We start from the raw sequence: 25,996 nt of genomic DNA on the forward strand, positions 1-25,996 counted from the left end.
CGCTACGCCACCTTCAGGCAGAGCTCGGTGCCACCCTTGAGCGGCAGCGTGATCGACACGAAGCCGTTGCCGGGATCGCGTACGAATTCCAGGAAATCCGCCTCGGCATTGTCGTTCATGACGTAGCCGCCGACACGCAGCTGCGGCGCGACGATCTCGATCACCTGGCGCGCCAGCGTCGGCCCCTTGTCGCCCGGCCAGCCGTCGATCAGGACGAAGTCGACGGGACCACCGAGATCGCGCAGCGTCTTGCGCGCATCGCCCTCGCGGATCTCGGCGTAGTCGGCAAGGCCGGCCTCCGCAAGATTGCGCTTCGCCGCTGCGACCTTGGCCGGTACGATCTCCGACCCGATCACGGTGCCGCCGCCATTGTCGCACATCGCGGCAGCGAAATAGAGGGTCGACATTCCGACCGAGGTCGCGAACTCGGCGACGCGCTTGGCGCGCAGGCCGCGGCACAACAGATAGATGAGCTCGCCCTGCTCCGGGTGGATCGAGAATCCCTGCTCGGCGTAGTCGTGCGGGTCGCGGCTGCCGCTCTGCATCGGATTGCCGCGCACGGGCGCCCGGCGGGTGGCCTGCAGACGCTCGATGACGGCGGTGACGCGGGCATCACGGATCGCGCTGTGCGGTTCGGCGTTGTACAAGAAAGGTCTCGTTTGCTGCGACGGCGTCATTGCTGCAGGATCTCAGCGGCCGCGCGGTCGAGGATCTTTGCGATCCGCCGCGCCTCCGCGGCATCGCAGCCGCGCTTCTGGCGCAGCGCGCTCTTCAGCGCGTGACGGGCGCGGTGTACCTCGTCGGACGCTTCGCCATCGAGATCGCTCACGCCGGCGAAGGCTTCGCGCACCTCCTCCATGCGGCGGCCGATCCGCGACAGCGCCTCGAGGATGGTATCCGCGGTCGTGCGGTTCTCGCCGAGATACGTTCTGCCCTGCTCGTTGATGCTGTAGAGCTTGCGCGCGGCGTCCTGGGTGACGCTGGCATGGCCGATCTCCTCGAGGAATGTCAGCGCCGGATAGATCACGCCCGGGCTCGGGCTGTAGAAGCCGTCCGACCGCTCCTCGATCCTCTTGATCAGCTCGTAGCCGTGTGCCGGCTGCTCGCCGAGCAACGCGAGGATGACCAGTTGCAGATCCTGCGACGAAAGCCGCCGCGATCCCGGAAAGTCACTGCTGCCACCCCGCCCGAAGAAGCCATGGCCGCCGCGGCCAAAGCGGTGGCCGCCCCGGCCGTGCCGGCCCATGGCGAAGAACCCGAACCGGAAGCCGTCATCGTCCCGGTCGCGAAACATCGATCGTCTCATTTGTTCATTCCTTACTGAAAACATATCTTACGATATATCTACAGATTGAGCGACAGCAACCCACGTTTTCGTGAGACGTCGGGACGAAGCGGCGGCTGGTGCTGGCGGAGGGCTGGCCGGGCTCAGTCCGGGGCTTGCCGACCTTCATACGGCTGGCCTATGGCTTTGAACGCCTTCCAGCCTTGTGACTCATGCGCCCCAAGACCTTCGAAGCCCATTGTCTGCGCCTGCCCGCCGCCACCAAGGTGGTGCAATGGGAAGGGACGTCGGTGTTCAAGGTCGGCGGCAAGATGTTCGCGCTGGCCGGCGGCTACATCGAGAGCACCGGCGGGTTCATGTTCAAGACCTCGAACATGGCCTATCAGCTGCTGATCGAGCAGGGTCTGGCGCAGCCGGCGCCGTATCTGGCGCGCGCCAAATGGGTGCAGTTGATGGCGAACGACTCCCTGCCCGATGCCGAGCTCAAGGCCTATCTCGACCAGGCGCATGCGCTCATCGTCGAAAAGTTGTCGCGCAAAGCGCTCGGGCTCGACTGATCGCCGGAGTCGCAACGCGGCTCAGCTGCCTAGCGGCTTGTCGGAATCGCCCGACAGCAATTTTGGAAACAGCTCCTTGAAGGCGAACTTGTCGTCGCCCTTGCCGCGGTCGAAGCGCAGCACGACGTCGAAGCGGCTGCCCTCCCATTTGGTCGGCGGCGCGCCCTTGCTGACCGGGATCAGCGGAAGAATATCGGAGATGATTGCCTTGTGCTCCCAGCACAGCAGCACGACGCCCTTCAGCGCCAGCACCGCAGGCACCAGCCTCGGCTCATCGCCCTTGCCAAAGCTTTCGTTCGGGGTCAGGCCGCGCCGTGCGGCAAGCGCCGAGATCGTCTCGGCCGGACGGCTCGACGGCGGCTGATTGGCCGTGGTGCCCGGTGTCGCGGCATAGATTGCATCGGGCTTGGCATAGTCACCGCCGGTGAGATCGGTGCCGAACAGCGCGGTCCACGCGCCCGCACGCTCCCACCCACGGAGCACGAGCGATTCGGTGTCGGAGACGCCATCCGCGGTGAAACCGGGTCCCGGCCAGGAATCGCCCGGCTTCTCGGCATGACGGATGATGAAGAGCGTGAGCGCGTCCATGGGCGGCCTCTCGGGAGAAGATGTGTGGCAGGATCCGGCGTCGGTGACGTCGATCCTATCCCCGATACAGCCTCCGGTTGATGAACCGCATCACAGTTTGCTAAAACTCGCGCGGTACTGCGCCGGCGACACGCCGAGCCGCTCGGTGAACACGATCCGCATCCGGTCGGCCGAACCGAAGCCGCAATCGAACGCAACCGCCTTCAGCGGCCGGTCTGAGCCCTCGAGCAGCCGGCGTGCGGCGTCAACCCGCGCCCGCTCGACGAATTCATGCGGCGTGATTCCGGTCTCCTGCGCAAAGGCGCGGCCGAAATTGCGCACGCTCATGCCGACGGCTTCCGCCAGCGACTGCAGCGTGTGGCGCTCGCCGACATGCTGCATGACATGCGCCTGCGCGCGCGCAATCGGCGAATCCTCATCGACCGGCGCGGTGAGATAGGGACTGAATTGCGACTGCCCGCCCTGGCGCTGCGCCACCACGACCAGCCGCTTGGCCACCGCGACCGCAACCTGCGGCCCGTGCCGCTCGGCGACCAGCGCGAGCCCGAGATCGATCCCCGCGGTCACGCCGGCCGAGGTCATCAGCTGTCCGTCGCGAATGTAGATGCGGTCGAAGATCACCTCGGCTGCCGGGAAGCGCGCCGCCAGAAGCTGTGCATTCTGCCAATGCGTCGTCACCTTGTGGCCGTCGAGCAGCCCGGCATGGCCGAGCGCGAAGGCGCCGGTGCAGATCGAACCATAGAGCTCGGCGCGCGCGGGCGCCCCACGCAGCCACTGCGTCAGTTCGGGATCGGGCGCGGCGTCGGGCAATGCCGGCCCGCCCGCCACCAGCAGGATATCGAACTTCTCCTGTGCCTCGGCGAAGCTGAGATCGGCCGATATCTTCATGCCGTTCGACGCGCGCAGCGGTTCGCAGCCGGCGCCGACCAGCACGGTCTCATAGCCATTCCCCGCGGGCACAAAGCCGTTCGTCTCCGCGAACACGTCGACGGGGCCCGCGACATCGAGCGCTTGAACCCCTTCGTGAATCGCGATCGCGACTCTCTGAACCGCCATACCTTCTCCCTGCCCGCTGGCGCGAAACGACGTCTGGTTGGCCCGATCCGGCGGCGCGCGATCGTTGCGGGATCGGGCCCAACCGGGCGACAAACGCACCACGGATCGCGCCACCCCGGCGATCCGCACACACCGCAGAGACGAGCGCCGGGCTCGCGTGTTCGCACGCCACGGCATCGTCTTGCCACATCGAGGAGCGTCTTGAAATGACCGAGATCATCGCCGGCATCCGCGTACCCGACAGCGCGATGGCCCGCGCCGCCACCCAGCTGGTGCGCGATACCGAGGACGACCTGCTCTACAATCACAGTCGCCGCGTGTTCTTCTGGGGCGCGCTGACCGGCAACCGCCGCAAGCTGAAATTCGATCCCGAGTTGCTCTATATCGGCGCCATGTTCCACGACATGGGCTTGACCGCAGCGCATGCGAGCCCCGATCTGCGCTTCGAGGTCGACGGCGCCAACGCCGCACGCGACTTCCTCAAGGGCTATGGCGTTCCGGAGCGCGACATCGAGGATGTCTGGACCTCAATCGCCCTGCACACCACGCCTGGCGTCCCCGAGCATATGCGTCCGACCATTGCGCTGGTCACCGCCGGCGTCGAGATGGACGTGCTCGGCATCGCCTACGACGATTTCCCGCACGAGCACCGCGACCATGTCTGCGCGCACCATCCGCGCGAGGCGAACTTCAAGGAGAACATCATCGATCATTTCGCCGCCGGCACCATCAAGAAGCCGCTGACGACCTTCGGCAACGTCAAGGCCGACGTGCTGGCGCTGAAGGACATGAACTACACCAGGATGAACTTCTGCTCGATCATCCTCGGCTCGAAATGGCCGACATGACGCGACGTCAATGGCGGTTGGCGGGACCGTGGTCGGGGCCGGGATCCCGACCGGCGGCCGCCAGCGAGAGCCGGCCCATGTAATGCGCCCAACCCTTGTCATGGCTCTCGCACTGCGCGGCGTTCGGAAGGCCGCTATGGGTCATGCGGAGCAGCGTGCCGTTGTCCTGCTCCATCAGGTCGATCTCGATCAGGCTCGATCCCGGCGGCACTTCCTCGCTGCCCTCCCAGCCGAAGCTGTAGGCGAGACGATGCACCGGCACAACCTCGCGGAACGCTCCGCGCGCGGCGCGGCTGCGATCGCTGCCGAGCCCCTTGAGGAAGTAGAGGCCCCCGGGATGCGTCTCGGTCGCGGCTTCGAGCCCCATCCAGCTCACGATCTTCTGCGGATCGGTCAGAAAGGCGAACACGGTTGCAGCCGGGGCTGCGATCTGGATCTCGCGTTGAACGATGAAGGCTTCAGTCATCGATCCATGCTCCATTGACAGTCGGTGCTCAGGGATAATTCGTGACAAGGGTGGTGCGTCAACCCCATGATGGTGTGATGCAATTGTCCTCGACGTTGAGCTGGCTGGTCGACGCCGCCGCCGAGACCGCGGGCGCCAACCGGTTGTTGGCAGACCTGGGTAGCCACCTTATCACGGATGGCCTGCCGCTTGCCGGCGGCGCTCTGACGCTCGAGGTTCCGCACCCCCTGATTGCAAGACGAACCTGGCTGTGGCGTGCCGACAATGGCGAGGTCATCGAAGCGCTCGGATTCGCGCCGGAACAACCTTTTGCGATGCCCGATATGGTGGGATCCGGCGACGCCGGCCGGCGCTGGCTCGGAACTCTCGGGCCCGGCCCGATCCATGAGGGCACGATCGGAACGCGGCCGGATGGCCCGACCCTCGGCTGGATCGGGACACGCGCCTTCACACCTGCCGAGACGGATCAATTGCGCGAGGCGGCGCGGTTCATGGCCGCGCCGGTCGCCGCGCTCGCGGCGCGCGCGACACTGACGGCGGCGCTGGAGGCCTATCTCGGCCGGCGCAGCGCGGCGCGCGTGCTGGCATCGCCATTGCGTCGCAATACCGGCGAAACCATCCGGGCGGCACTGCTGTTCGCCGACCTCCGCGGCTTCACCGCGCTGTCGGAAAGCCATCCGCCTGCCGAGGTGATCGCGGCGCTCGATGCCTGGTTCGACCGCATCGCCGGCGCCATCCACGCCTTCGGCGGCGAGGTGTTGAAATTCATCGGCGACGGCCTGCTTGCGATCTTTCCGGTCACGACCAGCGCGCGCAGCGCATCCGAGGCGGCATTGCGCGCGGTGTCGGCGGCGCGCGTCGGCATGGCGCATCTCGATGCAGAGCGACGCAAGCAGGGCTTGCCGCCGTTGCCATTCGGCGCGGCGCTGCATCTCGGCGAGGTGCACTGGGGCAATATCGGCGCCGCCGACCGCCTCGACTTCACCGCGATCGGTGCCGCGGTCAATCTGGTAAGCCGGCTCGAAGGGCTGTGCAAGCCGCTGGAGCAGACCGTGCTGGTTTCGGGCGCCCTCGCCGCCGAGACCGAGACGCCGCTGGTCGCGCTCGGCAGTCATGACTTGCGCGGTATCGCACGGCCATGCGCGGTCTTCACTTTGCCGGAGGGCTGAGCCAGTCATCTGAACAGGCGCAGCCATGGCGCCAGGTGAAATGCGCTCATCAGCGCGTACATCGGGACCATGCCCTGCAATGACAGCGGTCCCTGCATCGCGCCGCAAATCATGTCGGCCGGCGCCATCGCGGCAATCAGCGCCATCACGGCGAAGGTCGGCGCCGCCGCCAGCGACAGAAAGCGCGCCACGACGGGCCCGCGTCCGCTGAGCCGCCTCCTCGCCCAATCTTCTCGTGTTTCGAAACCGGTCATCGTTCGATCTCTCTGGAGATGATCCATGTCGTCATGTGCTAGGTTAGGACCGGGCCTCGGAGGGTGAGAGTGACAAGTGTGTCGGGATTCGAATGGATTCGCTGATCATAGCTGCGGCGCGCGCGCTCGCGGCGGGTGATCCCCTCGGCGCACTGAAACGGGTAGCCCTGCGCGACGATGCGCCGGCGCTGGCGCTGCGCGGAATCGCGATGGCCCGGCTCGGCGATTTCGCCCGCGCCAAGGAGCTGTTGCGGCGTGCAGGACGCGCCTTCGGCCCGCGCGAAGCGGTCGCGCGGGCGCGCTGCGTGGTGGCGGAGGCCGAGATCGCGCTGGTGTCGCGCGACCTTTCCTTCCCCGGGAAGAGCCTCGCCGCGGCGCGCGCAACGCTCGCGGCACGAGGCGATGCACTCAACGCCGCCCATGCCGGCTATCTCGAAATCCGCCGCCTGCTGCTGATCGGGAGCCTCGATGCGGCCGAGCGCATGCTTGCCGGCCTCGACCCAGCACCGTTCCCGCCGGCACTGCGGGTCGGCCATGAACTGGTCGTCGCCGGAATCGCGATGCGGCGGTTGCGGACCAAGCCGGCACGCGAAGCGCTGGCCCGCGCGAGGGAAGCAGCGCGCCGCGCCGGCATCGCCGAGCTCGCGGCCGAGGTCGAGAGCACCGCGCGCCTGCTCGCGACACCCGCGGCGCGTCTGATCGCGCGCGGCAGCGAGCGGCCGCTGCTGCTCGAGGAGGTCGAGGCCCTGATGGCATCGAAGGCGCTCGTCATCGATGCCTGCCGCTACGTCGTGCGCGATGTCGGCACGACGGTCTCGCTGACCCGCCGGCCGGTGCTGTTCGCGCTCGCCCGCGCGCTGGGCGAAGCGTGGCCGCAGGACGTGTCGCGCGGCACGCTGATCGCGCGGGCGTTTCGCGGCAAGCACGCCGATGAATCACACCGGGCGCGGCTGCGGGTCGAGATCGGACGACTGCGCCGGGCGCTGCGGCCGCTGGCCGATCTCAGCGCGACGCCGGACGGCTTTGTGCTCCAGCCGCATGGCCGGCGCGAGGTGACCGTGCTGGCGCTGCCGGTCGAGGAAGAGCATGCCGCGGTGCTGGCCTTTCTCGCCGACGGCGAGGCCTGGTCGAGTTCGGCGCTGTCGGTTGCGCTGGGGGCGAGCCAGCGCACCGTGCAGCGCGCGCTCGACGCGCTGGCCGCCACCGGCAAGGTGCAATCGGTCGGCCGTGCCCGCGCCCGGCGCTGGATGACGCCGCCGGTGCCGGGATTCACGACGACCTTGTTACTCCCTGCCCCGCTGCCGAACGGCTAGCATCCGGGTGCAATCGGAAGCGTTTTCGAGCGAAGCGGATACCGGTTCGCGTGAAGAAAACGCGTCAAAACAGGAAATCTGGAGCCTCGATTCTGATTCAATCAGAACTGAAACTCCAGGCGACAGGAGCGCACATGAAAAAGGCCACGGCCGAGATCATCCGGGAATACGGCCCCTTCGACGGCGTCGAGAACGTCGGCGGCGTCAGCTTCGACGGCGAGCAGGTCTGGTTCGCGGCCGGCGACCGCCTGGTCGCCTTCGATCCCGACAGCGGCAACACCACCCGCACCCTCGATATCGCGGCCCATGCCGGCACCGCCTTCGACGGCAAGCACCTCTATCAGATCGCCGAGGACCGCATCCTGAAGATCGAGCCGACCAGCGGGCGCGTGATATCCACCATCCCCTCACCCGGCGGGGGCCGCGACTCGGGCCTCGCCTGGGCAGAGGGCTCGCTGTGGGTCGGCCAGTATCGCGACCGCACGATCGTTCAGATCGATCCGGAAACCGGCAACGTTCTGCGCACCATCGAAAGCAACCGGTTCGTCACCGGCGTCTCCTGGGTCGATGGCGAACTCTGGCACGGCACCTGGGAAGGCGATCAAAGCGACGTGCGGCGCATCGACCCGCAGACCGGCGAGGTCATGGAAAAGCTGGAGATGCCGCAGGGCGTGTTCGTCTCTGGTCTCGAGTCCGACGGCGCCGACCGCTTCTTCTGCGGAAGCGGCTCCGCCAACAACAAGGTGCGTGCCATCCGGCGACCGAAGCGCAGCCGCGCGTGAAGCAGATCGCCTCACGCACGCACCGGCTTCACGCCGGCGCCGGCACCGCGGTGGGCCGCGCCGCCGGGATCGGGCGGAAGGTCATCATGATCAGGAACGCGCCGATGCCGACCGCCCAGGAGCCGACATAGAGCCACGTGTAGCTCGCGAAGGTGTCGTAGATCAGGCCGCCGGCGAGCGGTCCGGTCGCCATGCCGAGGCTGCCAGCCATTGCGGTGCCGCCGATCACCGTGCCCATCATCCGCAGCGGGAAGTTCTCGCGGATCAGCACGGAATACAGCGGCATGGTGCCGGCATAGATGAAGCCGAAGATCGCGGCCACCGCGTAGAATGCAGCAAGCTCGCGCACGAAGACATAGCCGAGCGCGCCGAACGCCTGCGCCAGCAATCCGAGCACCAGCACGCGCTTGGCGCCAAAACGGTCGCCGAGCAGGCCGAAGGCGATGCGGCCGCCCATCCCGGCGAGCCCTTCGACGCTGTAGATCGTCACCGCAGCAACCATCGGAATGCCGCAGGTGACCGCGTAACTCACGGTATGGATGATCGGGCCCGAATGGGTGGCGCAGCAGAAGAAATTGGTCGCGATCAGGATGATGAATTGCGGCGAGCGCAGCGCCTGCGCCAGCGACATCGGCGGTTCGCCGTTCTCCGAGACCGCTTCAGCGTGGTCGCCCTGCAGCGCCGGCGGGCGGCGCACCAGGAATGAGACCGGGATCATGATCGCGCCGACCACGCCCGAGACGATCAGCATCGCGGTGCGCCAGTCGTGGTGGGAGATCAGCCACGCCGCGAGCGGCGACATCGTCATCGGCGCCATGCCCATGCCGGCCGACACCAGCGAGACGGCGAGGCTTCGATGGGTGTCGAACCAGCCGGTGACGCAGGCCATCATCGGGGCGAAGATCGCCGCGGTGGCGGCGCCGACCAGCGCGCCGAACACGAACTGAAAGGCCAGCAGCGATGGCGCCTGGCTGGCCAGCGCGAGGCTTGCCGCCAGCACGACCGATCCGGTCAGCACCACCGGGAGCGGCCCGAAGCGGTCCGACAGCGTGCCCCAGATCATGCTGGTGAAGGCCATCGCGAGGAAGCCGATCGTCATCGCGCTGGAGATGCCGGTCACCGACCAGCCGGTCTCGCGCGCCATGGGCTGGAGGAACACCGGCAGCGAAAACATGCCGCCGATCGCGACGCAGCCGAGCAGGCCGCCGGCCGCGACGATCACCCAGCGATAGGTCGAATTGCTCATTCCGGAACTCCCATGCAGCTCATTCTGGCTGGAAGACGGGCGGGACGACGCGAAACCGACAACCGACGAGCGCGCCAGCTCACTTTTTTGCGAGCATCGCGGCCTCGAGCGCCGCTACCGACATATTCCTCCTGGTCAGCGGCCAGCTGGACTGCACCCCCGGCTCCGGCGCGATCTCGCCGAGTGCTCGCACCTGCACGAGTTCCGAGCCCTGCGTCTCGGCAATGAACATGTTCATCGCCACGTGATGATCCTGACCGAGCGTGACAGGGCCGGTCGGCGACGGAATGGCGAGGCCCGCCATCGCGTCGACGATCGCCTCCTTGTCGAGCTTGCCGGCCTTCTCGGCCGCCGCCTTGAGCGCGATCAGCGTGTTGTAATGCGTCACCACATAGTTCGACACCGCGACGCCTGGCTCCGCGGCGGCGCGGGCCTTCGCGACGAACGCCTTGACGGCAGGGTCCTCGCTCGCCGCGACCGCCGGCACCACGGTCACCATGTTCTGCCCCTTGCCGCGGAAGATGCCGAGGTCGACTTCGGACAATCCGAGGAACGCGACGGTGATGTCCTTCAGCAATCCGGCCTCGTCGGCCTGCCGGATGAAATCCATCCCGTCGCCCTTCAGCGCGAACAGCAGCACCTTTGCCTTGCTCGCCGCGATCTCCTTGATCAGCGGTGAGAAGTCGGTCTCCGTTCCCAGCGTGTATTTCGTCCCGACCACCTTGCCGCCGAGCTTCTCGATCAGGGGCTGCGCGATGCCGAACATCTGATGCGGCCAGACCCGGTCGGCGCCGAGCAGGAAGTAGGTGTTGCCGAACGTCCGGGTCATGTAGGGCAGCAGCTGGCCGAGCTCCTGGTTCGGCACCGCGCCGAACGAAAACAGATAGCGGCTGCATTTGCCGCCCTCGTAATTGGTTGCATAGAGCAGCGGCGTCTTCGAGCTCTCCGCAAGCGGCACCAGCGCATTCAGATTGCGCGAGGTGATCGGACCGACCACCGCCAGCACGCCATCCTTTTCGACCAGCGAACGCATTGCGTCAGCTGCGGCCTCCGGCCGCGTCTTGTCGTCGGCATAGATCACTTCGACGGGTCGGCCGAGAATGCCGCCTAGCGCGTTGATCTCCTTGGCGGCGAGATCGAGCCCGAGCCTCGCCTGCTGGCCATAGAGCTCGACGCCACCGGAAAACGGCAGCACCGCGCCGATACGGATCGGTCCGTCGGATTCCGCGGCGCGCGCCAGCTGAAGCATCGCACCGCAGAGCAGCAGCGCGAGCGTCGTGCAGATGATCGAGCGTGATGCCATGTGCGTCGTCCCTTCGAGCAGAATCCAACCCAGCTCGATCGACATTATCGGCGTGGCACTGAAGAATTCGTCAAGCGCGCCCCCATTTGCGTCACATTCGAGGCTATGCTCACTCCGCGCGTCGAGACATTTCCGCGCGCCTTCTTCCCCAAGATTTCAGGCCTATCTGGCAACCCGCGTTCGCGGAGGGCTCGTTCATGCGGTGTGACGATTGATGAAAGGATACCCTTTGCAAAACCGCTTCGTCCTGATCTCCGGCTGCTCCGGCGGTGGAAAATCGACCCTGCTGGCCGAACTCTGTGCACGCGGCTATCCGGTCGTCGAAGAGCCCGGCCGCCGCATCGTTGCCGATGAGCTCGCGTCCGGCGGCAACGCCCTGCCCTGGGTCGATACGGCGGCCTTCCTGCGGCGCGCCATTGACGTCGCGCTGCAAGATATGGAGATGGCCAAGATCCATTCCGGATGGGTGTTCTTCGACCGCGGCCTCGTCGACGCGGCGTCGGCGCTGGAGGCATTGACCGGCGAACCGGTGCTGCACCCGATCTGCTCCGACCATCGCTACCACGGTCGCGTGTTCATGACGCCGCCGTGGCCCGAGATCTACGTCACCGATTCGGAGCGGCGGCACGGCTTCCAGACTGCAATGGCGGAGTATCAGCGGCTGATGGAGACGCTTCCGACGCTCGGCTACGATGTCGTCAACCTGCCGAAGCTACCGCCATCCGCGCGGGCCGACTTCGTGCTCACGACGCTCGGCGACGGCGCCGCACCGGCGGCCTGATCAGGCCGTCACTCCGCGGCCTCGCGCTGCGGAACGCCCTGCTCGACGTCGAGCTGCAAGATGTCGTTGAAGCGATTGAACGCGCCGCACAGCGCGATCCGCCAGGTCAGCTCGACAATCTGCGGTTCCGAGAAGTGTTCCCGCAGGCGTGCGAAGATCTCGTCGCGGGTCTTGTTCCAGTTGTTGGTGACGGCGATCGCATATTCGACCACGAGCTTGTCGAGCGCATCGAGTTCGGGATGATCCTGATAGTCGAGCAGCCGCTCGGCGCCCGCCTCCGAGACCCCCTGGATCGCGAGCTTCGGCGCATGGTGCGACACGCAATAGTCGCACTTGTTGAGCAGCGAGACCGTCACCAGCGCGAGCTCGAGATGCCGCTTCGAGACCACCGCCTCGTCGGCGAGATCGACCAGCAGCGACCACATGTGCTTGAAGATCGGCAGGCGCTGCGCCATGACGCCTGCCTGGTTCTCGAACGCGCCATAGGTGGTCATCTTGTCCCACAGCGGCTTGAGCTCGCTCGGCAGGTCGTTCCTGGTCTTGATTGACACGCGTGACATGGATTGCCTCGGATGGGAATTGAACCGAAGTAGCCTGCCCCGCTTCTCCGGCCGCCGCAAGCGGCAGGACGGCATGGCAGGCGTCACGCCGGCCGCAACCCGCGACGCAGTCCGGCAAGCGGAGCGACTGTCGGCTCAGAATGAAGTCCCGCCTCCGAACCGGAACTCCTGCACGATGTCGTATTTGCCCTTCGTGATCGGCACGGCGTAATCGAAGCGCAGCGGGCCGAACGGCGAGGCCCAGATCAGGCCGACACCGACCGAGGTTCGTACCACGTTCCCATCGTCGTATTGGAGGCCGCATTTGCAAGCAGCCGTATTCACCTCGCCGGTTGCGGCCCACGACGTCGGGCCTTCGTAACCCCAGAGCGAGCCGGCGTCCGCATAGACAGCCCCCTTCAGCCCAACCTCGGAGGGCAGGAACCAAAACGGCATCTGCAGCTCCATCGACGCACCCCAATATTTGGTGCCGCCGAGCGCATCCCCGACCGCGCCGAGGCTCGCATAGGTGATGTCGCGCGGCCCGATGCCGTTGGTGGCAAAGCCGCGCACGAGATTCGGCCCCATCTGGAAATGGTCCACCATGCGCAGATCGTTGTCGCCGACCTTGGTGAGCAGGCCACCCTGCAGGTGAATCAGTCCGATCAGGTCGGACACCAGCGGCGTATAGTATTTCGCGTCGACCGCGCTCTTCAGATACGTCACGTCGCCGCCGACGCCGGCAAAGTCCTGCTTGAAGTCGATCAGCAGGCCGTCGGTCGGGTTCTTGTTATTGTCGAGGGTGTTGTAGCTCAGCGTGTAGCCGATCTGCGAGGTCCAGGTCGCCCCGGCGGCCAACTCCTTGCGCACCGGCAGGGTGGATTCTCCGTCGCCGTAGCAGCCATATCCATACAGCCCTGACGAGACCGAGTTCGTGGGGTCGACGCCGCCGAGCACACTCTGGATGTAGGCAGGCGTCGGATTGAACGCGAGCGACGGGTTGGACGGATTGTTGTTGCAGTTCGCGTAGGCGCTATCGAGTGAGATTTCCTGCTGATAGAGCGAATACCGCAGCTGGAGGGTCAGGTCCTCGCGCAAGGCAAGGCCCAGCCGCGGTGAGAACCCGATCGTCTTCACGCCATAGGTCGTGTAGTCGGTCGGCAGCTGCTCCTTGTAATACGCATCGAGCCCGAGCGCGACGCGATAGTCGAGCAAATACGGCTCGACGAAGGAGAGCGACAGGCCGCGCGAGTACTGGCCGTAGCTGACCGTCGCCTTGGCGAACAGGCCACGGCCGAGCAGATTTCGCTCCGAGACGCTGACCTCGGCAAGCGCGCCGTCCGTCGTGGAATAACCGCCCGACACGGAGAAATCGCCGGTCGACTTTTCCTCCAGGTTGACGATCAGAACGACGCGATCGCTCGTCGAGCCAGGCTCGGTGGTGATCTTGACGCTCTTGAAGTAGTCCAGATTCTTCAGCCGCCGCTCGGCGCGATCGACCAGCGCACGGTTATACGCATCGCCCTCGGAGAGATCGAACTCACGCCGGATCACGTAGTCTCGGGTGCGGCCGTTGCCGCGAATATCGATCCGCTCGATATAGGTGCGCGGCCCCTCCTCCACGCGAAACACGATCCCCACCGTGTGGGCCTCGAAATTCCGGGCGCCGTCCGGACGGACCACCGCGAAGGCGTAGCCGCGGCGCGACGCTTCGATCTGCATGTCCTCGACCGACTTCTCGACCGCCTCGACATTGTAGAGCGAGCCTTCGCTGACGCGCGACAATGAACGCAGCGTCGTCGGATCGAAGCCCGCAATGTTCGAGCGGAAACTGACCGTCGCAACGCGGTATTGCTGCCCCTCATCGATCTTGAACGTCACCTGAAAGCCCTTACGCTCCGGATCATACTCGGCGAGTGCAGCCACGACCTGGACGTCCGCGTAGCCGTGCTTCAGATAGAAGCGGCGGATCAGGTCACGATCGGCCTCGACCCGATCCGGGTCGTAGATGTCGGCGTTGCCGAGAAAGCTCAGGAAGTTCGTCTCATGGGTCTTGATCACGTCCTTCAGGCGCGCCGCCGAAAAACTGTTGTTGCCCATGAACTCGATGGTCTTGATGCCGGTCTTCGCTCCCTCGTCGACGGTGAAGACGAGATCGACGCGGTTGTTCGAGCGTTCGATGATTTCCGGCGTGACGTGCACGTCGTAGCGGCCTGAGCGCCGATAAATCTCGGCGATCCGCAGCGCATCCGACTGCACCATCGGCCGCGACAGGGTACCCCGCGGCTTGGACTGCATTTCGGTCGAGAGCTGCTCGTCCTTGATCTTCTTGTTGCCCTCGAACGCGACGCGGTCGATCACCGGATTCTCGATCACCGAAACGACGATCCTGCCGCCCGCCTGATTGATCTTGACGTCCTGGAACAATCCGGTCCCGACCAACTCCTTGAGGCCATCGTCAATGGCAGCCTGATCGAGATGGCCGCCGGGCCCCGGCCTGAAATAGGAGCGGATGGTCTCCGCCTCGACCCGCCGGTTGCCTTCGACCGTAATCGCATCGACCGATTGGGCCGCCACCGGAGCCAACAACGGCCATGTCACCGGCGTCCCCGGGATCGAAAAGGCCGACAGCACGATTGCCGCGACAAAGCCCCGCCACGTCTTCATTCCACACCTCGCGAACAAGCCCCCCGTTGTGACGGGATGGTGATGGCTGCGGTGTGGCTGCAGGATTGCGGGATTATTTCCAGTGGTTTGGGACTGTGAGCGCGGTGCGACGCGGCCGGCATCGCCGATTGTTTCGGGCTGCGAGCGACGCTTACAGTTCAGAAACACTATGCTTACGAAAAGGCGCAATGCCGCCCACAAGCGACGCGTATGCTGGTCGATTGGTGGCTGAGCGCGTCGGAACGCGCGCCAATGACCTTATGATGAGGGCCCGTCGCGGATCATGCTTGCAAACACTCCGAAGATCCTGGTCGTCGAAGACGATCTGCAGACCAGAGACCTGATTGCCCGCTACCTGCGCGACCAATCCTGCCTGGTGGCCACCGCCTCGAACGGCAGGGAAATGGATCGTTACCTTGCCGGGCATTCGCTCGATCTCGTCGTCCTCGATCTGATGCTGCCCGGAGAGGATGGACTAACCCTGTGTCGCCGCCTGCGCGGCGACTCGACGATCCCGATCATCATGCTCACGGCAAAGGGCGAGGACCTCGACCGGATCCTCGGGCTCGAGATGGGCGCGGATGATTATCTCGCCAAGCCGTTCAATCCGCGCGAGTTGCTGGCACGGATCAACGCCGTGCTGCGCCGGCAGGCCCAGGCCGGCCTTGCCGGGCGCTCGGGCCAGAGCGCCGCGCGCCTGCGCTTCCAGGACTGGACCATCGATCTTCGCCTGCGCGAATTGCGCGATCCCGACGGCGCCCAGGTCCCGTTGACCAGCGCGGAGTTCGACCTGCTGCAGGTGTTCTGCGAGCGGCCGGGCAGGATCCTGACGCGGGATGGCCTCCTGACCATGACGCGCAGCCGGCCGGCCAGTCCGTTCGGGCGCAGCATCGACGTGCTGGTCAGCCGGCTTCGCCGCAAGCTCGATACGAGCGAAGGATCGTCGGTGATCCGGACGGTGCGCACCGGCGGCTACATCTTCACGCCGCATGTGGAGGACGCATGAGCTGGACACGCAGGATTGCCGCGCTTTTCAGCTTCCACCGGATCAGTGGCCAGATCGCCGCGCTGATCCTGCTGTCGCTGGTGCTCATCCATGCGCTGATCGGGCTCTATTTCATCAGCCAGAAGCCGAGATCGTTCGCGGACAGGCCAATCCATCAGTTCCAGCTGGTTGCCAAGCTTCTGGCCGAGGCCCCTGCGGCCGATCGCGCAACGTTGTTGCGCGCGGCCGATCGAGCCTTTCCTCGGCTGCACCTCACATTGCGCGACGCAGGTCCGGACTCGTCCGACGGTGCTTCGTCAGAGCGGCCCGGCGCCGACGATATCGACGAGTTTTCCTCGAAGACCGCGCCGGCGGCGGTTCGGTTGCCGGACGGAGCGCTGTTCGAAGCGACGATCGGCCCGATGAAAATGCCGCCGTTCTTCGGCGGGTTCTGGGTGAGCACGTTCCTGTTCCTGTTTGTGAGCGTCACGCTGCTCGGCGTGTGGGCCGGCCGCGCGCTCAGCGCGCCGCTCTCCGCCTTTGCCCGCGCCGCCGAGAATTTCAGCATCAGCCAGGCGGCCGCGCCGCTGCCGGAGACTGGCCCGGAGGAAATCCGCGCCGCAGCGGTCGCGCTCAATCGCATGCGCGAACGCATCACCACGTTGATGAATGACCGCACGCGCATGCTCGCCGCCATCAGTCACGACCTGCGCACGCCGATCACCCGGCTGCGGCTGAGGTCCGAATATATCGAAAGCGATGCCCAGCGCGCAGAGACCCTGCACGACCTCGACCAGATGCAGGCGATGCTGGAATCCGTGCTGTCATTCCTGAGCGGCGGCAGCGCGGCGAAGCCGACGCTGGTGAACGTCGCCGCCCTGCTGCAGACGATCTGCGAGCAGTTCTCCGATTGCGGCCACGTCGTGCGCTACCAGGGCCCGGCCAGGGCTTCGCTCCTGATCCGCCCGAGCGAGATCAGCCGCACCGTGACCAACCTGGTGGAGAATGCCCTGAGGTTCGGTAGCGAAGTCGACATCCGGCTGGGTGCGTCAGCCAATCAGGTCACCATCGATGTCTCGGACGACGGTCCGGGGATTCCGGAGCACCGCCGGGCCGAAATGCTGAAGCCGTTCGTCCGGGGCGACGAGGCCCGCACCATGGACGAGACAAGCGGCTTCGGACTTGGCCTTTCGATCGCGCAGGCCATGGTGTGCGGGCATGGCGGCGAGCTGTCCCTGCACGACAACGCGCCGCACGGCCTTCTTGTCCGCATCAAATTGCCAGGGCCCGTGCACCTCGGATCGGATCGAAGCGGGACGAGCGCGTCGCGACCCGCAGTTCCTGAACTCGTTGGCTAGAGCAAATTCAGGATCGGGTTTGGCCCGCAGGATCAGCCCTTCTTCGGATCGGCGCGTGTGTTGCGCAGCAGATTGTCGCGCAGCCTCGCGACGGTCTTCTGCACGACGGGAAATTCGTCTCCGAGCCCGGTGGCTTCGACCAGGGACACATTGATGTCCTTGTCGAGCAGGCGTCGGCCGGCCGGCGTCAGGCTCACGCGAACCTGCCGCTCATCGGCGGGATCGCGGGTACGGCTGAGATAGCCGCTCTGCTCGAGCTTCTTGAGGATCGGCGTCAGCGTGTTGGATTCCAGGAACAGCTTCTCGCCGAGCGCGCTGACGGTCTGCTCGTCCTCTTCCGACAGCGCCACCATGGCGATGTATTGGGTGTAGGTCAGGCCGACCGCATCCAGGATCGGCTTGTAGGCGCGGCCGAAGGCCAGATTGGCCGAATAGACCGCAAAGCACAGAAAATTCGAGAGTTTTCGGCCCTTGGTCTCGGCCTTGGAGGTGCGGGTCACGGGCGTCTCCGGAGTTTGTGATGTCTCGGTCAATGTAAATCGCATCCGATTAAATCGGAAGTGCTTGACACGATCAAGCCCGAGGCCTATTTCGACGTGTACACGATTAGATCGGATACGATCTATATTCATCCGAAAGGAGTTCGCCATGACTGCCAATGCAAAGGTTCTCGTCACCGGAAAGACCCACGTCACCGCCGGCCCGAATGGCGCCGCCCGCTCGCGCGACGGCTTCCTCGACGTCAAGCTGCCGCAGCCGCACCCTGCCGCGGAAAACCTGTTCGCGGCCGCCTGGTCGGCCTGCTACATCGGCGCGATCCAGCTCGCCGCCGGTCAGCGCAAGGTCAAGCTCGCGAGCGAGCCCGAGGTCGACGCCGAGATCGATCTGAACCAAGCCGGCAGCGCCTTCTTCCTGAGCGCCCGCCTCACCGTCCACGTCCCCGGCGTCGAGCGCGAGGTTGCGCAGCAGCTGATCGAAGCCGCGCACGGCATCTGCCCCTACTCCAAGGCGGTCCACGGCAACATCGATGTCACGACCACCCTCGTTTGAAACGAGCATACGACGATCTCCGACGCGGGCCGGCCGCTTGCGGGCTCGTGGTCGGACAAGGACGCAAGCAAATCCTGGAGTTCAAGATGACCAGCAAGCTGATGAAGGCAACGCGCCTGCTCGCAAGAACGGCCTTGTTCACCGCCAGCCTCCTGACCATACCGAGCGCACAGGCGCGGCAACCGGCCGGTTTCACGCGAACTGACCTGCAGCGCCACGACCTCAGCGTCGGCGGACGTGAAGCCGTGCAGGTGCGTGTCGACATCGCGCCGGACAAGGCATTCGGCCGCCATACGCATCCGGGCGAAGAAATCATCTACGTGCTCGCCGGCACGCTCGAATACGACGTCGACGGCAGGCCGCCGGCGAGGCTGAAGGCCGGCGACGTGCTGTTCATTCCCGCCGGCACGGTCCATGCGGCGAGGAATGTCGGCGACGTCACCGCCAGCGAGCTAGCGACCTACATCGTCGAGAAGGACAAGCCGCTGCTGACCCTCGTGAAGTGACCGGTACCGCCTGCCCGCCCCTCCCCTGGGCAGGCACGGCGACATCGTGTTCACTTCGTGCCGTGAGCCTCGGCCTGCCGCACCGGCCGCGCATTGAAGATCAGGAAGCTGAGCGCGGCCATGATCCACACCCCGATGCCGCCATAGAGCATCACCCAGCCGAAGCCGCTCGCGAGTGCCTGATGGACGACCGGGCCGGTCAGCTCCGGCGTCGATGCGACGTCGCCGGCAGCGATCCGCTCGGCGATGGTGCGAAGTTGCGCGCCGTCGAGCGCCGGCAGCACCGCCTTCAGATGCGCCAGCACGCCGCTCGCCAGGATGAAGCCCATCAGCGCGATGTTGACCGAAAGCGAAACCATCCGCGCGCTCATGTCGATGCCCGAGGCCATGCCGGCGCGGTCGCTCGAGACCGAGCCGGTCGTCGTGTTGGTGACCGGCGTGTTGGTGATGCCTAGACCGATGCCGGCGAGCAAGCAGCCCGGCAGCATCGTCGCCCAGGTCGCCTGCGCGGCGGCGCTGCCGAACTTCATCAGCATGAATCCGGCGCCGATGGTGAACAGCCCTACCGGGATGATCAGGCCCGGCTGATAGCGCAGCGACAGGCGTTCGGCGAACGGCGGCATCACCAGCGTCGGTAGCGTGTAGGCGAGCAAGGCAAGTCCCGCCGACACGCTGTCATAGCCCAGGCCGGCGTGGAACCAGATCGGCAGATAGATCATGAACGGCCAGTAGCTGAGGTTCATCGCCGCGGAGCCGACGATCGAACCGGAGAAAGCCGGGATCCGGAACACTGAAAAGTCGAACATCGGCCGCCGGCTGATTCTCTCGGCAATAATGAACGCTGCGAAGCTCACTGCTGAAACGCCGAGGATCGCAAGCCCCCTCGAGCTGACGAAGCCGAGATCCGGCCCCTGCGTGATGTAGAAGGCGAGACAGAACACCGCGAGCGACATCGTCACGATACCGGCGACGTCGAGGCTGCTCGCCTTCGGGTCCTTCGATTCATGCACGCCGCCGATCGAGAGCACGAACGCGACGGCCGCGAACAACACGTGGACGAGGAACACCCACTCCCAGCTCAGCACCGCGACAACCGCGCCGCCGATGATCGGCCCGAAGCCGAGACCGATGCCAAAGATGACGCCCCACCAGCCCCAGGCAACGGCGCGCACCCGGCCGGCCTGGAATTCGTGCGAGAGCACGGCGATCTGGCAGATCAAGAGCGCGCCGCCGCTGAGGCCCTGCAGGAACCGGGCGACAATCAGCATTTCGACGCTCGAGGCAACGCCGCAGATCAGCGAGGTGACGCCGAATGCCGCGATCGCGACCAGGAAGATCCGCTTGCGACCATAGCGGTCCGCCACCGTCCCGATCGCCATCAGCACGGTGGTGACCGCGATCGTGTAGGCGTTCATGATCCATTGCAGCGCCTTGAAGTCGCCATGCAGCACCCGCTCCAGCGTCGGCAGGATCGCGGGGATGCTGGAAATCTCCAATCCGAACATCAGGCAAGCAAGGCATACGGCGGACAGCACGACAACGCCGCGGCGGCTCAGTTCAGTAGACATGATCAGGCCTTTTGTTGTGGCAAGCCAACGGCGTACCGCACGCTGTTGCCAGGGTGCTGGCAGCAGCGTCGATCGATCGACTCACGATGTATTGAGGCAGCAGCGGCAGGAATCGGGTGGCCACGGCGCTTCACAACGCAAAGCTAGTCATGGCTTGAGCATTGGTGAATTGGATGACTAGATATTTCAGAGACAACAAATCCGGATGACTGACATGACCACGCTCGACGTCGATGCCGTGAAGACATTCGTGACCATCGCCAATCTCAAGAGCTTTACCCGCGCCGCCGAAACGCTCGGCACCACGCAGGGCGCGATCAGCGTCAAGTTGAAGCGGCTGGAAAGCCAGCTCGGCCACAGGCTGATCGAACGGACACCGCGCCTGGTGCGCCTGTCGGCACAGGGCGCAGCTTTCCTCGCCCCGGCGCAGGAATTGCTCGCCGCGCATGATCGCGCCGTCGCGGCGTTGTCGCCCGTGCGCCCGCGTCGCTTCTCGCTCGGCATTGCCACCCATGTCGGAGGCGCGGAGGTTCCGACCTTGCTGGCGCGGCTGCATGCGCACGACCCGGCGCTCACCATCGAAGTCCGGCTCGAGGATTCCCGCGACCTGCTCGACGCCTTCGATCGCGGCGAGATCGATGCCGCCATCATCCGCCGCGAGGACGACCGCCGCGACGGCGAGATGCTGGCGACGGATCGTTACGGCTGGTTCGCAACGCCGGACTTCGTCCATCGCGCGGGCGAGCCGCTGCGGCTCGCCGCCTCCTCGCCGTCCTGCGGCGTGCTCAACATCGCGACGCGCGCGCTGTCGGCGGCGGACATCCCGTGGACGGAAAGCTTCCTCGGCTGTGGGTCCTTTGCCGTCGCCGACGCAATCGCCGCAGGCCTCGCTACTTCGGTATTCTCCCGCCGGCTCGCGCCGGCCGGGACGATCGAGGTCGGCCGGCGGCTCGGCCTGCCTGCCCTGCCGCCGTCCGAGATCATGCTGCTGTCGGCGCTGTCAGATGCGAAATCGCGCGCGGTACTGAAGACGATCGTTGGTGCCTTTCGCGAGCATCATCGGATGCCTGCGAATCGCGCGGCAGAGGACATCCAAACCGTCACGGAAGTTGTCGGCTCCTGAACGATCTGCGCGCCGGCCGGCTAGCGACGCGTGCTTCCGGCGCGCTTTCCCTCGAACAGCGCACGCTCCGAGGTGAGCGCCCTGGCGAGAAAATCGAGCGTCGCGCGGATGCGCGCGGTGCGCTTGAGATCATCATGGGTCAATAGCCACAGCGCCGAGCGCGGCTCCGCCAGTGCTTTCGGCGTTACCCGGCGCAGCGTGGGCGCGACATCGGCGACATAGCAGGGCAGCAGGGCAAGCCCCAGTCCCGCCGCCGCGGCATCGCGCAGCGCCGGAAGCGCATCGACCCGGCAGGTGATCCGCGCCGAACGCACGTTCTCGCGCATCCAGCCGGCGATGACGGTCCCCGCCAGCGCATCGTCGAGCCCGATCCAGTCGTGCGTCGACAGATCCTTGTCGACGCGGCGGGCGAGATAGGCGCGCGATCCGTAGACCGCGTGGGCAATATCGGCAATGCGCCGTCCAACCAGCAGTTCGGATGGTGCCGGCGTCGGCCGGATCGCAATCTCGGCCTCGCGGCGCGTCAGGTTCGCCATCGCATTCGAGATGATGATCTCCGGCTGGATCTCCGGATGCGCGGCGCGCATCGCCGGCAGATGCCGCATCAGTACCGCGCCGAGCGTGTCCGTCGTCGTGATCCGCACCGGCCCCGACGGCCTGAGGTCCTGCCCCGCCAGCTTGCGCTCGAGCGCGAGCACTTCGTCCTCGAGCCGGGTTGCCGACGCCGCCGCGATCTCGCCCGCCGGCGTCGGCGCGTAACCATCGCGGAAACGCTCGAACAGCCGCGTTCCGATCGCATCCTCGATCGTGCCGAGGCGGCGAAACACGGTGGAATGCGTGACGCCGAGCTGGCGCGCCGCCCCCGAGAGGCTGCCTTCCCGTGCGACCGCAAGGACTAGCCGAAGGTCGTTCCAGTCGAGGACACTGTGCATTTTTGCAAACTCACTTCGCAGGGCAGGATAATATCTTATCACAAACGGACAGGCCATCTTCCCGGACGTTCAACCGACGACACCCCTCGTGAGGGCGCCGGCGATTGCCGAGAGGAGCTGGCAGGTGACGAGCGAGACCACCGAGACGTTGCAATTGCACGCCGCCCGGCCGGCGACGGTCGACCCGCGGCGATGGCTGGCGCTGCCGGTGCTGCTCACCGGCGCCTTCCTGCCGATCCTCGATTTCAATGTCGTCAATCTCGCGCTGCCGGCCATTCGCGACAATCTCGGCGCCAGCCCGAGCGAGGTGCAGTTCGTGATCTCGGCCTATGCCGCGACCTACGCCGTGTTCCTGATCACCGGCGGCCGGCTCGGCGACCTCCTGGGGCGGCGGCAGATGTTCCTGACCGGCGTCGCCGGCTTCACGATCGCATCTGTGCTGTGCGGCATCGCGTGGTCACCGGCCATGCTGGTCGCCGGACGGATCCTGCAGGGCCTCACCGCCACCGTGATGGCCCCACAGGTGCTCGCCTCGATCCGCGTGCTGTTTCCGGCGGCCGAACAGGGCCGTGCGCTCGGCTTCTATGGCGCGACCTTCGGTCTTGCCAATATCTGCGGCCAGCTGCTGGGCGGCGTACTCGTCTCGGCTCATCCGTTCGGACTGGCCTGGCAGGCCATCTTCCTGATCAACGTGCCGATCGGCCTCGCCGCCTTCGTCGCCGGCCTGCTGTTCTTGACCGACTCGCACGCCGCGCATGCGCAGCGGCTTGACGTCGGGGGCGTCATTCTGCTGTCGCTCACGCTTGGCCTTCTGGTCTATCCGCTGATCGAGGGCCGGGAATCCGGCTGGCCTATCCGGATCGTCGCGATGCTGCTGGCATCTCCGCTGATGCTCGCCGCTTTCGTCCGCTACGAAGCGCGCCTCGAAGCCCGAGGCGGCGACCCGCTGGTCGCGCTGCATCTGCTGCGCAACAGCGATTTCGTGATCGGGCTGGTGATGGCGCTGGCCTTCTACATGCTGTCGTCTTTCTATTTGACCTTCGCGGTCTACCTGCAAAGTGGCCTGCACCAATCTCCGCTGGAAGCCGGCCTTGCCACCCTGCCCTTTGCCGCCGGCTTCTTCGTCAGCTCGCTGGTGTCGTCGCTGGTGATGCAATGGCTTGGCCCGCGCACGCTGACGCTGGGCTTTGCGCTTCAGGTTGTCGGCTTCGGTGTCGTGATGCTGTCGGTCGGCGGCGCGCTTCCGCAAAGCCTCGAATTCGGTCTGATCTGCGGCGGGCTTGGCTTCGGCACCGTGATGCCCTCGGTGATCAAGGCCGTGATCGGCAGCATCGATCCGCGCCATGCCGGGCTGGCATCGGGCATGATGATCTCGACCTTCCAGATCGGCGCCGCACTCGGCGTCGCGATGATCGGCGGCATCTTCTACAGCCTGCTCGGGCCGCATCCGCAGGCCGATGACTACGCGCACGCCTTCACGATCGCGCTCGGCTGCAACGTCGCGCTGCTGGCGCTCGGTGGCTGGCTGTCGCTGTGGCTGCCGCGCGAGCCGGCGGCGCGTTGAGATCGACACCGCCGACGGCTATTGCTTCGCGGCCGCGAGCGGCGGCGGAAACAGCAGCTTGAGCAGGATGGCGGCAAGCAGCGTCACCAGGGCGAGACCGGTGGAGAGATAGAGCGCGCTCGCATCGCCGAACCGGTCGATCATGATTGCATAGATCAGCGGCGCCGCCGCCGGCAGGATGAAACTCGGGACAATGAGCCGGCCGACCAGCGTGCCATAGCTGCGATGATCGAACAGGATGAGCGGCAGCGTCCCCCTGGTGATGGTCAGAATGCCGTTGCACGCGCCGTAGAGCAGCGCAAACGCGACCCCCATCTCCCGCGCTGATCCGCTGAACAGGCCGGCGATGAAGGAGAGCGGCATGATCAGGCAGGCCATCAGGTTGAGCACGAGCGGATCGAGCCGTCCGCCGAACAGGACTTCGCAGAGACGCGCGGCGGATTGCCCGATCCCCCGCAGCGTTGCGATCCAGACCGCAACAGTGACGGTGAGCCCGAGGCCGGTGAGCACCGCGATCATGTGCGCGGACATGCCGGCGTTCAGGAAGTTCGCGCCGGTCATGATCACGGCATAGAGCCCGCTCGCCGCCGCAAGCTGCCGTCGCCCCGCCGCGCGCGGTTGCCTCGATGCCACCGCAGCAGAGCCCGGCACGCCGGCAAATCGCTGGTTCGGAATCAGCAGATGCAGCGGGATCGTCAATAGCGCAATGCCGGCATAGGCCAGCACCGCGATGCGCCAGCCGAAATGGTCCGAGAGCGTATGGCCGAGCGGCCAGAACACGGTGGCGGCCAAGCCACCAAGCAAGGTGATCCCGGACATCGCACGGCGCGCCTCCGGCCCGCCGATCCGGGCCAGCGCCGCGAAGGCGGCATCGTACAGCGTCAACCGCATACCGAGGCCAAGAACGATCCAGGATGCGAAATAGCTGCCGATCTGGTGCGAGAGCGCGAGACCGGCGCAGCCGAGCGCGTTGATCACCGCGCCCGCGACCATGACCTGCCGGCCACCGCTTCTGTCCACCCACCTGCCCGCAAGGGGCGACGTCACCCCCATGACCAAGAGCGCCGCAGCAAATCCGCCGTAGACGATGTCGCGGCTCCAGCCCAGATCCGCGGCGATCTGCTCGCCGAACCCGCCGATCAGATAGTAGGTCGCGCCCCACGAGATCAGTTGAGCCAGCCCGAGGGCAATCACGACCCGGCGTGCGATCACCGGGCCGTTTCCTTGTCTGACGGAAGCGTGGAAGCGCCCGGCCCCAACGGCCGCTGCATCAGCACGGTGTCGACCCATTGCCCGAGCTTGAAGCCCACCGACCTCAGTGTCCCCACCGTCTCGAAGCCCATGCGACGGTGCAGCGCGATCGATCCGGCGTTGCCGCTGTTACCGATCACCGCGATCATTTGCCGCCAGCGTCCCGCCTCCGATCGTTCAATCAGCGCCCGCAGCAGCGCCGCGCCGACGCGGCGGCCACGCAGGGCTTCCGACACGTAGACCGAGTCTTCAATGGTGTTGCGATAGGCCGGCCGCGGCCGGTACGCCGTCGCGTAGGAGTAGCCGGCCACCCGTCCCTCGATATCGGCCACGAGATACGGCAGCCCCGCGGCCAGCACGGCGGCACGGCGCCTGAGCATCTCGTCGAGTGTCGGCGGCACTTCCTCGAAGGTCGCCAGTCCGTTGAGCACGTGGTGCGCGTAGATGCGCTGCACCTCCGCCATGTCGACCTCTGTGGCGTCGCGGATCACGGTGTCTTCGTTGTCTCTCATCCTTGCCTCGTCTTGCGGCATTATGCCGGTGCTTCGACAACGCGCCGGTGCATGCTGCAGGCACCACGGGCTCATCTCGACATCGCTGCGCGACAGTCCGACATCGGCCAGCAGGCGATCGTCGAGCTCGCGCAGCGCCTGCCTGCGGCGGATGCGCGAATGCGGCGAGACCGCAAGATAGCGCCCCAGCTCGACGATGACACCGCCAATGGACTTGAGGCCGGACAAAGCCCACTCCCGGTCTGCCGAAGCCGTCGCTTGCCGGACTATGCGCCCCGGCGTTATATAAGTGA

Annotated in this window: 27 protein-coding genes; 12 read left to right on the plus strand and 15 right to left on the minus strand. The window is 66.1% G+C overall.

The window, feature by feature from the left end:
• Positions 1-2: 2 nt before the first annotated feature.
• Together AKL29_RS30390 and AKL29_RS30395 are read right to left on the minus strand one after the other, a co-directional pair.
• Complete coding sequence (locus AKL29_RS30390; RefSeq protein WP_244482502.1) at positions 3-647, minus strand: O-methyltransferase; 645 nt, start codon at positions 645-647, stop codon at positions 3-5.
• A 26-nt stretch (positions 648-673) separates the two neighbouring features.
• Positions 674-1,306: a PadR family transcriptional regulator gene (locus AKL29_RS30395; RefSeq protein WP_244482503.1), complete on the minus strand. Its 633-nt coding sequence runs from the start codon at positions 1,304-1,306 to the stop codon at positions 674-676.
• 191 nt (positions 1,307-1,497) lie between these two features.
• On the opposite strand from AKL29_RS30395, the gene AKL29_RS30400 reads away from it, so the two are divergent.
• Positions 1,498-1,842, plus strand: coding sequence for an MmcQ/YjbR family DNA-binding protein (locus AKL29_RS30400; protein ID WP_050386683.1), 345 nt, complete (start codon positions 1,498-1,500; stop codon positions 1,840-1,842).
• A gap of 21 nt (positions 1,843-1,863) precedes the next feature.
• Here AKL29_RS30400 and AKL29_RS30405 read toward each other — a convergent pair whose 3' ends face one another.
• Complete coding sequence (locus AKL29_RS30405) at positions 1,864-2,430, minus strand: hypothetical protein (RefSeq protein WP_050386684.1); 567 nt, start codon at positions 2,428-2,430, stop codon at positions 1,864-1,866.
• A gap of 90 nt (positions 2,431-2,520) precedes the next feature.
• Positions 2,521-3,486, minus strand: coding sequence for a GlxA family transcriptional regulator (locus AKL29_RS30410; protein WP_050386685.1), 966 nt, complete (start codon positions 3,484-3,486; stop codon positions 2,521-2,523).
• Between the two features lie 206 nt (positions 3,487-3,692).
• On the opposite strand from AKL29_RS30410, the gene AKL29_RS30415 reads away from it, so the two are divergent.
• Positions 3,693-4,334 carry an HD domain-containing protein gene (locus AKL29_RS30415; RefSeq protein WP_028335102.1) on the plus strand — a complete coding sequence of 214 codons (642 nt, stop codon included), beginning with the start codon at positions 3,693-3,695 and terminating at the stop codon, positions 4,332-4,334.
• A gap of 7 nt (positions 4,335-4,341) precedes the next feature.
• Here the strand turns inward: AKL29_RS30415 and AKL29_RS30420 are convergent, their stop codons facing one another.
• Positions 4,342-4,800 (minus strand): SRPBCC family protein, encoded by a 459-nt coding sequence (locus AKL29_RS30420; protein ID WP_028335101.1) that lies wholly within the window; start codon positions 4,798-4,800, stop codon positions 4,342-4,344.
• A 77-nt stretch (positions 4,801-4,877) separates the two neighbouring features.
• On the opposite strand from AKL29_RS30420, the gene AKL29_RS30425 reads away from it, so the two are divergent.
• Positions 4,878-5,969: an adenylate/guanylate cyclase domain-containing protein gene (locus AKL29_RS30425; RefSeq protein WP_050386686.1), complete on the plus strand. Its 1,092-nt coding sequence runs from the start codon at positions 4,878-4,880 to the stop codon at positions 5,967-5,969.
• Positions 5,970-5,974: 5 nt separating this feature from the next.
• On the opposite strand, the gene AKL29_RS30430 is transcribed toward AKL29_RS30425, so the two are convergent.
• Positions 5,975-6,223: a hypothetical protein gene (locus AKL29_RS30430; RefSeq protein ID WP_244482504.1), complete on the minus strand. Its 249-nt coding sequence runs from the start codon at positions 6,221-6,223 to the stop codon at positions 5,975-5,977.
• 92 nt (positions 6,224-6,315) lie between these two features.
• Here AKL29_RS30430 and AKL29_RS30435 point away from each other — a divergent pair, with 92 nt between their 5' ends.
• Together AKL29_RS30435 and AKL29_RS30440 are read left to right on the plus strand one after the other, a co-directional pair.
• On the plus strand, positions 6,316-7,536 hold the full coding sequence (locus tag AKL29_RS30435; protein WP_050386688.1) for a helix-turn-helix domain-containing protein: 1,221 nt from the start codon (positions 6,316-6,318) through the stop codon (positions 7,534-7,536).
• A 134-nt stretch (positions 7,537-7,670) separates the two neighbouring features.
• Entirely contained in the window at positions 7,671-8,318 is a 648-nt protein-coding gene (locus AKL29_RS30440) for a Vgb family protein (protein ID WP_050386689.1), read from the plus strand.
• Positions 8,319-8,346: 28 nt separating this feature from the next.
• Here the strand turns inward: AKL29_RS30440 and AKL29_RS30445 are convergent, their stop codons facing one another.
• Both AKL29_RS30445 and AKL29_RS30450 read right to left on the minus strand, forming a co-directional pair.
• On the minus strand, positions 8,347-9,564 hold the full coding sequence (locus AKL29_RS30445) for an MFS transporter (RefSeq protein WP_050386690.1): 1,218 nt from the start codon (positions 9,562-9,564) through the stop codon (positions 8,347-8,349).
• Positions 9,565-9,643: 79 nt separating this feature from the next.
• A complete protein-coding gene (locus AKL29_RS30450; RefSeq protein WP_160321807.1) occupies positions 9,644-10,867 on the minus strand; it encodes a substrate-binding protein in 1,224 nt (407 codons plus the stop codon).
• Between the two features lie 214 nt (positions 10,868-11,081).
• Here AKL29_RS30450 and AKL29_RS30455 point away from each other — a divergent pair, with 214 nt between their 5' ends.
• The gene (locus tag AKL29_RS30455; RefSeq protein WP_050386692.1) at positions 11,082-11,648 is read left to right on the plus strand and encodes an AAA family ATPase; all 567 of its coding nucleotides are present in this window, start codon (positions 11,082-11,084) and stop codon (positions 11,646-11,648) included.
• 8 nt (positions 11,649-11,656) lie between these two features.
• Here the strand turns inward: AKL29_RS30455 and AKL29_RS30460 are convergent, their stop codons facing one another.
• Both AKL29_RS30460 and bamA read right to left on the minus strand, forming a co-directional pair.
• A complete protein-coding gene (locus AKL29_RS30460) occupies positions 11,657-12,208 on the minus strand; it encodes a carboxymuconolactone decarboxylase family protein (protein WP_050386693.1) in 552 nt (183 codons plus the stop codon).
• A 135-nt stretch (positions 12,209-12,343) separates the two neighbouring features.
• Positions 12,344-14,854 (minus strand): outer membrane protein assembly factor BamA, encoded by a 2,511-nt coding sequence (gene bamA / locus AKL29_RS30465; RefSeq protein WP_050386694.1) that lies wholly within the window; start codon positions 14,852-14,854, stop codon positions 12,344-12,346.
• Between the two features lie 283 nt (positions 14,855-15,137).
• On the opposite strand from bamA, the gene AKL29_RS30470 reads away from it, so the two are divergent.
• Both AKL29_RS30470 and AKL29_RS30475 read left to right on the plus strand, forming a co-directional pair.
• Positions 15,138-15,860: a response regulator gene (locus AKL29_RS30470; RefSeq protein ID WP_050386695.1), complete on the plus strand. Its 723-nt coding sequence runs from the start codon at positions 15,138-15,140 to the stop codon at positions 15,858-15,860.
• Positions 15,857-17,197 (plus strand): ATP-binding protein, encoded by a 1,341-nt coding sequence (locus AKL29_RS30475; RefSeq protein WP_050386696.1) that lies wholly within the window; start codon positions 15,857-15,859, stop codon positions 17,195-17,197. Before AKL29_RS30470 ends, AKL29_RS30475 begins: the two co-directional genes overlap by 4 nt.
• A gap of 32 nt (positions 17,198-17,229) precedes the next feature.
• Here the strand turns inward: AKL29_RS30475 and AKL29_RS30480 are convergent, their stop codons facing one another.
• On the minus strand, positions 17,230-17,697 hold the full coding sequence (locus AKL29_RS30480) for a MarR family winged helix-turn-helix transcriptional regulator (RefSeq protein WP_050386697.1): 468 nt from the start codon (positions 17,695-17,697) through the stop codon (positions 17,230-17,232).
• Between the two features lie 148 nt (positions 17,698-17,845).
• Between AKL29_RS30480 and AKL29_RS30485 the strand changes: the two genes are divergently transcribed.
• Both AKL29_RS30485 and AKL29_RS30490 read left to right on the plus strand, forming a co-directional pair.
• A complete protein-coding gene (locus AKL29_RS30485; RefSeq protein ID WP_050386698.1) occupies positions 17,846-18,247 on the plus strand; it encodes an Ohr family peroxiredoxin in 402 nt (133 codons plus the stop codon).
• Positions 18,248-18,348: 101 nt separating this feature from the next.
• The gene (locus AKL29_RS30490; protein ID WP_050386762.1) at positions 18,349-18,753 is read left to right on the plus strand and encodes a cupin domain-containing protein; all 405 of its coding nucleotides are present in this window, start codon (positions 18,349-18,351) and stop codon (positions 18,751-18,753) included.
• A 50-nt stretch (positions 18,754-18,803) separates the two neighbouring features.
• Here the strand turns inward: AKL29_RS30490 and AKL29_RS30495 are convergent, their stop codons facing one another.
• Positions 18,804-20,321, minus strand: a complete 1,518-nt coding sequence (locus tag AKL29_RS30495) for an MFS transporter (RefSeq protein WP_050386699.1) — start codon at positions 20,319-20,321, stop codon at positions 18,804-18,806.
• Between the two features lie 214 nt (positions 20,322-20,535).
• Between AKL29_RS30495 and AKL29_RS30500 the strand changes: the two genes are divergently transcribed.
• Positions 20,536-21,444, plus strand: a complete 909-nt coding sequence (locus AKL29_RS30500; protein WP_050386700.1) for a LysR family transcriptional regulator — start codon at positions 20,536-20,538, stop codon at positions 21,442-21,444.
• 20 nt (positions 21,445-21,464) lie between these two features.
• Here AKL29_RS30500 and AKL29_RS30505 read toward each other — a convergent pair whose 3' ends face one another.
• Positions 21,465-22,376: a LysR family transcriptional regulator gene (locus AKL29_RS30505; protein ID WP_050386701.1), complete on the minus strand. Its 912-nt coding sequence runs from the start codon at positions 22,374-22,376 to the stop codon at positions 21,465-21,467.
• 124 nt (positions 22,377-22,500) lie between these two features.
• On the opposite strand from AKL29_RS30505, the gene AKL29_RS30510 reads away from it, so the two are divergent.
• Positions 22,501-23,940 carry an MFS transporter gene (locus tag AKL29_RS30510; RefSeq protein ID WP_063779973.1) on the plus strand — a complete coding sequence of 480 codons (1,440 nt, stop codon included), beginning with the start codon at positions 22,501-22,503 and terminating at the stop codon, positions 23,938-23,940.
• A gap of 18 nt (positions 23,941-23,958) precedes the next feature.
• On the opposite strand, the gene AKL29_RS30515 is transcribed toward AKL29_RS30510, so the two are convergent.
• Positions 23,959-25,152 (minus strand): MFS transporter, encoded by a 1,194-nt coding sequence (locus AKL29_RS30515; protein WP_028335084.1) that lies wholly within the window; start codon positions 25,150-25,152, stop codon positions 23,959-23,961.
• Positions 25,149-25,931, minus strand: coding sequence for a GNAT family N-acetyltransferase (locus AKL29_RS30520; RefSeq protein ID WP_082190761.1), 783 nt, complete (start codon positions 25,929-25,931; stop codon positions 25,149-25,151). Before AKL29_RS30520 ends, AKL29_RS30515 begins: the two co-directional genes overlap by 4 nt.
• Between the last annotated feature and the right edge of the window lie 65 nt (positions 25,932-25,996).

The organism is Bradyrhizobium pachyrhizi (genome assembly GCF_001189245.1).
GTDB classification, from domain to species: Bacteria; Pseudomonadota; Alphaproteobacteria; order Rhizobiales; family Xanthobacteraceae; genus Bradyrhizobium; species Bradyrhizobium pachyrhizi.